The organism is Microbulbifer taiwanensis (assembly GCF_014904815.1).
GTDB classification, from domain to species: domain Bacteria; phylum Pseudomonadota; class Gammaproteobacteria; order Pseudomonadales; family Cellvibrionaceae; genus Microbulbifer; species Microbulbifer taiwanensis.
The window spans coordinates 38,829-46,458 of sequence record NZ_JACZFR010000057.1 but is presented as its reverse complement, the minus strand read 5'-3'; the positions used below and the strand labels follow the sequence as shown (position 1 = coordinate 46,458).

Annotated in this window: 8 protein-coding genes; 4 read left to right on the top strand and 4 right to left on the bottom strand. The window is 62.0% G+C overall.

Translation table 11 applies throughout. The annotated features are described in order from the left end of the window. Window positions 1–66: 66 nt before the first annotated feature. The 3 genes from IG627_RS18255 to IG627_RS18245 all read right to left on the bottom strand — a co-directional run bounded on the left by IG627_RS18255 (window position 67) and on the right by IG627_RS18245 (window position 2,356). Window positions 67–582, bottom strand: a complete 516-nt coding sequence (locus IG627_RS18255; RefSeq protein ID WP_193194319.1) for a regulatory protein RecX — start codon at window positions 580–582, stop codon at window positions 67–69. After that, window positions 583–1,617 carry a recombinase RecA gene (gene recA, locus IG627_RS18250; protein WP_193194317.1) on the bottom strand — a complete coding sequence of 345 codons (1,035 nt, stop codon included), beginning with the start codon at window positions 1,615–1,617 and terminating at the stop codon, window positions 583–585. It lies immediately after the preceding gene. Window positions 1,618–1,837: 220 nt separating this feature from the next. After that, the gene (locus tag IG627_RS18245) at window positions 1,838–2,356 is read right to left on the bottom strand and encodes a CinA family protein (protein ID WP_193194315.1); all 519 of its coding nucleotides are present in this window, start codon (window positions 2,354–2,356) and stop codon (window positions 1,838–1,840) included. Window positions 2,357–2,448: 92 nt separating this feature from the next. Here IG627_RS18245 and mutS point away from each other — a divergent pair, with 92 nt between their 5' ends. The 3 genes from mutS to IG627_RS18230 all read left to right on the top strand — a co-directional run bounded on the left by mutS (window position 2,449) and on the right by IG627_RS18230 (window position 6,149). Beyond that, complete coding sequence (gene mutS, locus IG627_RS18240) at window positions 2,449–5,091, top strand: DNA mismatch repair protein MutS (RefSeq protein ID WP_226865410.1); 2,643 nt, start codon at window positions 2,449–2,451, stop codon at window positions 5,089–5,091. Window positions 5,092–5,268: 177 nt separating this feature from the next. Beyond that, on the top strand, window positions 5,269–5,592 hold the full coding sequence (fdxA, locus tag IG627_RS18235; protein ID WP_193194313.1) for a ferredoxin FdxA: 324 nt from the start codon (window positions 5,269–5,271) through the stop codon (window positions 5,590–5,592). A gap of 8 nt (window positions 5,593–5,600) precedes the next feature. Next, window positions 5,601–6,149, top strand: a complete 549-nt coding sequence (locus IG627_RS18230; protein ID WP_226865409.1) for a YdeI/OmpD-associated family protein — start codon at window positions 5,601–5,603, stop codon at window positions 6,147–6,149. An 85-nt stretch (window positions 6,150–6,234) separates the two neighbouring features. On the opposite strand, the gene IG627_RS18225 is transcribed toward IG627_RS18230, so the two are convergent. Continuing rightward, entirely contained in the window at window positions 6,235–6,873 is a 639-nt protein-coding gene (locus IG627_RS18225) for an alpha/beta hydrolase family protein (RefSeq protein ID WP_319024607.1), read from the bottom strand. 481 nt (window positions 6,874–7,354) lie between these two features. Here IG627_RS18225 and IG627_RS18220 point away from each other — a divergent pair, with 481 nt between their 5' ends. Further along, the gene (locus IG627_RS18220) at window positions 7,355–7,522 is read left to right on the top strand and encodes a DUF1328 domain-containing protein (RefSeq protein WP_193194307.1); all 168 of its coding nucleotides are present in this window, start codon (window positions 7,355–7,357) and stop codon (window positions 7,520–7,522) included. Window positions 7,523–7,630 lie beyond the last annotated feature (108 nt).

Here is a 7,630-nt window from a genome sequence, read left to right as displayed (position 1 = left end):
CCTTTTTTTTCTCCTCCACCCCCCCGTCGGGGAGGGGGGGCGGGCCCCCCCCCCCCCCGTCCGCTCCTACAGATCCGGATCAGAGTATAAGTCGGAATCTTCCGCGTCCAGCGCCCAGTGGATGGCATCGACGGGAAAGCCGCGGTAGGCAAGATAGCGGCTCCGCCGTGCACGCTCTTTTATCTGCTGCTCGCGGGGCAGTGCGGAACTGACGGGGCTGCGGAATTTGCGCTGCAGCTGCTCGGCGGCCAGCGCGAACCAGTCGGCCTGCGCCTGCTCCAGGGCGGCGGCTATCAGGTCACTGCCGATGCCGCGCTGCTGCAGCTCGCGGCGAATACGCAGCGGCCCCTGGCCGCGCTGTACCCGCGAGCGGACGAAGACCTCTGCGAATCGCCGGTCAGATTGATAGTTGAGCTCCTGCAGTCGCTCGAAGAGCGTATCGAAGTCGGCGCCGGGGAATTTGTCCGCGAGCTTCTGCCTCAGCTCGAGGCGGGAGTGTTCGCGGCGGGTGAGCAGCTCAAGCGCCGCGCCGAAGAGCGCCTGAGCCCTGTCGTTATTGGAAAGATCGACGGGGGAAGACACTTATTCTTCCGGAGATTCCAGAGCCTCTTCGGCCTTGGCCGGCACCAGGTCGCCCAGCAGCTGCGCGCGCAGCTGGCCCTCGATCTCGTCGCGGATATCCCCGTTCTCCTTCAGGAACTTGACTGCATTGGCCTTGCCCTGGCCGATCTTGTCGCCCTTGTAGCTGTACCAGGCGCCGGCCTTGTCGATCAGGCCCAGTTTGACGCCGTAGTCGATGATCTCGCCCAGCAGGTTGATGCCCTGGCCGTACATGATCTGGAACTCGGTCTGCTTGAACGGCGGCGCCACCTTATTCTTGACCACCTTCACACGGGTCTCGTTGCCCACCACTTCGTCGCCCTCTTTCACGGAGCCGATGCGGCGGATATCCAGGCGCACGGAGGAGTAGAACTTGAGGGCGTTACCGCCGGTGGTGGTCTCGGGGGAGCCGAACATCACGCCGATCTTCATGCGGATCTGGTTGATGAAGACACACAGGGTGTTGGTGTTCTTGATATTGCCGGTCAGCTTGCGCAGGGCCTGGGACATCAGGCGCGCCTGCAGGCCCACATGGGAATCGCCCATCTCGCCCTCGATCTCTGCGCGCGGGGTCAGCGCCGCCACCGAGTCGACGATCAGTACATCCACCGCACCGGAGCGCACCAGCATATCGGTCACTTCCAGCGCCTGCTCGCCGGTGTCCGGCTGGGATACGATCAGCTCGTCCACGTTGACGCCGAGCTTCTCTGCGTAGATGGGATCCAGCGCGTGCTCGGCGTCGACGAAGGCACAGGTGCCGCCCTTGCGCTGGGCTTCAGCAATGACCTGCAGGGTCAGGGTGGTTTTACCGGAGGATTCCGGGCCGTAGATCTCAACGATACGGCCGCGGGGCAGCCCGCCGATACCCAGGGCCACATCCAGGCCCAGGGAGCCGGTTGAGATGGCGGGAATGCGCTCGCGCTCCTTGTCGCCCATGCGCATTACCGTACCCTTGCCGAACTGGCGCTCGATCTGAGACAGCGCCGCCTGCAGTGCCTTGTCTTTGTTGGAATCCATGACCCTTCCCGTGTGTTTGAGCGTTGTTAGTTGGAGGCAAGCTTAGCGAAGGATTACTGTATAAGCAACCAGTGATTTGAGAGCCAGGAGAGCTGGGGAAATGTGTAGGCTGAGGGGAGCTCTGAGAACCCCAACGTTGCGCGCCCCCCTTGGTGGGCTTCGCTGCACTCAGCCCAACCTACCCCCTGAATCGCCTGCGAAGCAGGCTCTTACAGCGCCATCAAGGTAGCGGATGCGATCGCACCAGCGCCAGCATCCCCCTCAGCGCCTCCGCCACCGTCTGCCGCTGGATTGCCGCGCGATCGCCATCGAAGTGAAAACATTCAGCATCGATATCCACCGGCTCCTGCCCCTCGGCGTGGGCCCAGGCGATCCACACGGTGCCCACCGGTTTGTCCTCGGTGCCACCATCGGGACCGGCAATACCGGAAACCGCTACCGCCACGTTGGCATCCATCATCGCCAGGGCGCCGCTGGCCATCTGCCGTGCCACCTCTTCGCTCACCGCACCCAGGGTCTCCAGATCCCTCTCTGACACCGCCAGCATGTCGCGCTTGATGCGGTTGGCGTAGCTGACCAATGAGCCCTCGAACCAGCTGGACGCGCCGGGCACCGAGGTGATGGCCGCTGCGATTGCACCACCGGTGCAGGATTCCGCTGTCGTGGCGTGCCAGCCACGCTTTTCCAGTTCCTCGCCGAGGAGTTTCGCCAATTCGAAAATCTCCGAGTTTTCAGTCATCTGTTTAATCTCTGCCGATGGACTCGCTAGAATAGCGCCTTTACCGAGTTCCAGTAAAAATCACACGAACAACAGAGAAGAAGTAACCCTTCATGCCGCAAGCCCCCAGCTCCGAGAAGAGTGCCGACCAGAAAAACGCCCAACACACCCCGATGATGCAGCAGTACCTGCGCATCAAGGCCCAGCACCCCCAGGAGCTGGTCTTCTACCGCATGGGGGACTTCTACGAGCTCTTCTACGACGACGCCAAGAAAGCGGCCGAGCTGCTGGACGTGACCCTGACCGCCCGCGGCAAGTCCGGTGGCCAGCCGATTCCCATGGCCGGTATTCCCTACCACGCCGCCGAGGGCTACCTGGCGCGGCTGATCAAGGTGGGCGTATCCGTGGCCATCTGCGAGCAGATCGGCGACCCGGCCACCAGCAAGGGCCCGGTGGAGCGCCAGGTGGTGCGTATCGTCACGCCGGGTACCGTCACCGACGAGGCGCTGCTGAACGAGCGCCGCGACAACCTGCTGGCGGCCTGCGCGCAGTTGGGCGACACCTTCGGCCTGGCCCTGCTGGACCTGGCCACCGGGCGTTTCGTGGTGCAGGAGGTGGATTCCGCCGAGGCGCTGGCCGAGCAGGTGCAGCGCCACAGCCCGGCGGAACTGCTGGCAGCCGAGGACCTGGCCCTGCCGGCGGAGATTGAGCGCCGCCCCGGCCTGCGCCGCCGCGCACCCTGGGAGTTCGAGCTGGAAACCGCCCTGCGCCTGTTGAACCAGCAGTTCGGCACCCTCAATCTGGAGGCCTTCGGCTGCAGCCATATGCACGCGGCGATAGTCGCTGCCGGCTGCCTGCTGCAGTACGCCCGCGACACCCAGCGCACCGAGCTGCCCCATATCCGCAGCCTGCAGACCGAGAGCAGCGACGATACAGTGGCCCTGGACGGGGCCAGCCGCCGCAACCTGGAAATCGACCTGAACCTGAATGGCGGCGACGACAATACCCTGCTGTCGGTCTTCGACAGCTGCAAGACCGCCATGGGCAGCCGCCTGCTGCGCCGCTGGCTGAACAACCCTCTGCGCCAGCTGACCACATTGAACAACCGCCAGGATGCCGTGGCCGCGCTGATCGACGGCTACCGTTTCGAGCCGTTGCGGGATTCCCTCAAGCCAGTGGGCGATATGGAGCGCATCCTCGGCCGCCTGGCCCTGCGCTCCGCGCGCCCGCGGGACCTGGCGCGCCTGGGGCAGTCCCTGGCCCAGTTCCCGGAAATCCAGCAGCAACTCGCAGATACCGACGCCGTGTTGCTGAAAGAGCTGGCGCGGGAAGTCGGCGACTGGCCGGAGACGGTGGAGCTGCTGCAGCGCGCCCTGGTGGACAATCCACCGGTGGTGATCCGCGATGGCGGTGTCATCGCCGAGGGCTACGACAGCCAACTGGACGAGCTGCGCGCAATCAGCGAGAACACCGGCGACTACCTGGTGCAGCTGGAGGTGCGCGAGAAGGAGCGCACCGGCATTCCCACCCTCAAGGTGGGCTACAACCGCGTGCACGGCTACTTTATCGAGATCAGCCGCGGCCAGAGCGACAAGGCGCCGGCGGACTATATCCGCCGCCAGACACTGAAGAACGCTGAGCGCTTTATCACCCCCGAGCTGAAGGAGTTCGAGGACAAGGCCCTGTCCGCCAAGAGCCGCGCCCTGGCGCGGGAGAAGGCCCTCTACGAGGAACTGATCGACCAGTTGAACCAGTCCCTGGCACAGCTGCAGCTGGCCGCCGCCGGCGTGTCCGAACTGGACGTACTCGCCTGCCTGGCGGAGCGCGCCGACAACCTGCGCCTGTGCCGCCCCGAGCTGCACACCGAGCCCGGCCTGCATATCAGCGCCGGTCGCCACCCGGTGGTGGAGCAGGTGCTGGACGAACCCTTCGTGGCCAACGATATCGAGCTGCACGACGACCGCCGCATGCTGGTGATCACCGGCCCGAATATGGGCGGTAAGTCCACCTATATGCGCCAGACAGCGCTGATCGCCCTGCTCGCCCATGTGGGCAGCTATGTGCCGGCGGACTCGGCGAAGGTTGGCCTGCTGGACCGCATATTCACCCGTATCGGCAGTGCCGACGACCTGGCCGGCGGCCGCTCCACCTTTATGGTGGAGATGACCGAGACAGCCAATATCCTGCGCAATGCCAGCGCCAACAGCCTGGTGTTGATGGACGAGATAGGCCGCGGCACCAGCACCTACGACGGCCTTTCCCTGGCCTGGGCCTGCGCCCACTACCTGGCGGACCAGGTGCGCGCCTTCACCCTCTTCGCCACCCACTATTTTGAACTGACCGACCTGCCGAACCAGTGCCCGGAATCCGCCAATATCCACCTGGATGCCACCGAGCACGGCGACGGTATCGTCTTCCTGCACCGTATCCAGGAGGGGCCGGCGTCCAAGAGCTACGGCCTGCAGGTGGCCAAACTGGCCGGAATTCCTGCGGATGTGCTGGTGGAGGCTCGGGCGCGCCTGCAGGCGCTGGAGTCCCTGGGAGCGCGGAGCTCCAGCTCCGCGTGCGGGCCGCAGGCCCGCCCGGAACCGGCTCCGCAGCCGCAACCCGCCGCCGCACCCGGCTCGCCCAGGCAGGTGGACCTGTTCGGCGCCCCCAGCCACCCGGCGGTGGAGGCGTTGGAGGAACTGGATCCCGATGACCTGACGCCGCGCCAGGCGCTGGAGAAGCTGTACGCGCTGCGCAAGCTGCTCTGACTCCCGCGGTGCGCACGGCGCACCCTACTGGCTCCGAGGTAGGGTGCGCCGCGCGCACCGCCCAACCCCCACCGGTTATAAGCACCCAACCAATTCGACTGAAAAGCCACTACAATTCGCGCCAGTTATTGCTAAAATCCGCTGCTTCACCGAATTGGGTACTTTCGAGGGACAAGCATGACATTCGTAATTGGGGAAAACTGCATCAAGTGCAAATACACCGACTGTGTGGAAGTCTGCCCGGTGGACTGCTTCTATGAAGGCCCCAACTTCCTGGTGATTCACCCGGATGAGTGTATCGACTGCGCCCTGTGCGAGCCGGAGTGCCCGGCCAATGCCATCTTCTCCGAGGATGAGGTGCCCGATGACCAGCAGGAGTTTATCGAGCTGAACGCAGAGCTTTCTGAAGTCTGGCCAAATATCACCGAGAAGAAAGACCAGCTGCCGGACGCCGCCGAGTGGGACGGCAAGAAAGGCAAGCTGGAATTGCTGGAACGCTAACCAATTTAATGAAAGCCGTCATTTTCGACGGCTTTTCTTGTTTACGGGTCCCTGAAAATAACAACGCACCCGGCACCCCCATGTCCCAACAGTTTTCCGCCACCATCAAAAAGATCGGCATCAACCCCTGTGTGGATTTGCCCCTGAGCGTCAGCCAGGCATTCGACATGCGCGGCTATATCCCCGTCCGGGGACTGATCAACCGCGAGTCCTTCCACATCAACCTGGTTCCGATCGGCGAGGGCCGCCACCGCCTGTTCCTGAACAGCGATATCCGCCGGCGCGCGGGTGTCGATGTCGGCAGCCGCATTCAGGTCCATTTGGAAATCGACCAGTCGCCGAAACAGGAGCCAGTGCCGGGGGCGTTCGCCTACGCGCTTGAGAACTCACCTCAGGCCAGGCTGGTGTGGGATCAGCTATCCCCCTCACGCCGCAAGGAAATCCTGCGATACCTGAACCAGGCCAAGCGTGAAGAGACTCTGAAGAAAAATATCGACAAGGCCATTCACTTGCTAATGGGCGACGAAGAATCCCTGGGTGGAATCCGCTTGAGGTGATACTCAAGAATGGCCTGCCCTGTCGAGGCAAGAGACCTTCTGTCGGCACTTTGCGACAACCCCGGCTTGAGAGGACTCGCCAGTATTATTTCAGCATCGATGTGAGTTCGGCGATTACCTCCGGTTCCAGAAAAATATCGTGCTCCCCTTTTTCCAGCCGTACCAGCCGGATCTCCTTGCCTGCCTTGGAGGCAGCGGCCCGGTAGCCCTCGCTGAGTTCTGGCGGCGCCACCTTGTCCCGACTACCGACAATCATGGTGATATTGGTGTGATCGGATAGCTTGGCGACCTGCTCGATCGGCGAAAGGGTGTCAATCTCGCCCTTGAACACCGGGTAGCCCGTGAGTTGCAACATCCCCGAACGCCACGCATTCACGTCACAGGGGCAGGAAACCAACAGAGCGTCGTCGATCAGGTCGCCGTGCCGGCTGAGAATATTTGCGGTAATGGCCGCGCCGCCGGAATGACCAGCAACGACGACCTTGCCGCTCTGATAGCGCTTCTTCAATTCCCGGATAGACGCGGCAATGGCATCGGTATTGCGGGCGTTATAGTTGTCCCCGTTGGACAGGCCCCGCTCCCCTTCGGATACATTTCCCTGGGGGTCGGTATAACCGGGCCTTAGCAGCCCGACTGCCACCAGGTTGTCACTCTTGTGCGCCACCTGTTGCGCAAAGAAATCCTGATATTCCGGTTTGTCGAACGGCGAGTCGCCGTGGATCACGACCAGGAGGACCGGTTTTTTTCCGATTGTTTTGCTCTGGAATACATTGGTCTTCAGGCGGTAGTCCCCGCCCTCAACCCAAACGGTTTTGCCCTCCCCTGCCCGGCAAAAACTGGCGAGAAGCAGTACAAAAATTGTTGACAATAAGCGATGTAACATTGGCGGATATCCTGTAGCTTTTATTTTAAGGTAATCGATTAATCAGTAGTGACGAGCCCGGCGCCCCAAAAGCTCCGGGGAAAACAGCCAAATCTCTTCTCAGCCCCCTTATAGAGAAATACCGATTGCCAGTACAGATAAGCTGCGACATCTTGTCACCGGTTTCGACTTACTGTTTGTACAACACAACAAAGTCGAGAATATTCGCCCGGAAAAAGTGGCGACTTGGGTAATTTGACCTTATCAATTGAAGCCACAGGTTCGGTTCCACAATGAATCCGGTCCAGGTCTCACCTCCTGAATCACATAGGGAGCTATCACCATGTTGCGTTGGGCTGTTATCTTCCTCGTTATCGCGATCATCGCGGCGGTCCTCGGATTTGGGGGTATCGCGGGCGCAGCGACTGAAATTGCGAAAATCCTGTTCTTTATCTTCGTCGCACTGTTTGTGCTGGCACTCATCTTCGGAAAACTGCGGCCGCCCAAATAGCCGACAACACATTCATTGCGTTAGATCTAACGCAAACTGGCGCCCAACGGGCGCCAGTTTGTCGTATCCCATTCCGCTAGCGCCAGGCTAACCAGCTATCTCTGTCTC

Coding starts and splice junctions, on each gene's coding strand:
- fdxA (WP_193194313.1), top strand. CDS start 5,269: ATGACATTCGTAATTGGGGAAAACTGCATCAAGTGCAAATACACCGAC.
- recA (WP_193194317.1), bottom strand. CDS start 1,617: ATGGATTCCAACAAAGACAAGGCACTGCAGGCGGCGCTGTCTCAGATC.
- IG627_RS18245 (WP_193194315.1), bottom strand. CDS start 2,356: ATGACTGAAAACTCGGAGATTTTCGAATTGGCGAAACTCCTCGGCGAG.
- mutS (WP_226865410.1), top strand. CDS start 2,449: ATGCCGCAAGCCCCCAGCTCCGAGAAGAGTGCCGACCAGAAAAACGCC.
- IG627_RS18220 (WP_193194307.1), top strand. CDS start 7,355: ATGTTGCGTTGGGCTGTTATCTTCCTCGTTATCGCGATCATCGCGGCG.
- IG627_RS18230 (WP_226865409.1), top strand. CDS start 5,601: ATGAAAGCCGTCATTTTCGACGGCTTTTCTTGTTTACGGGTCCCTGAA.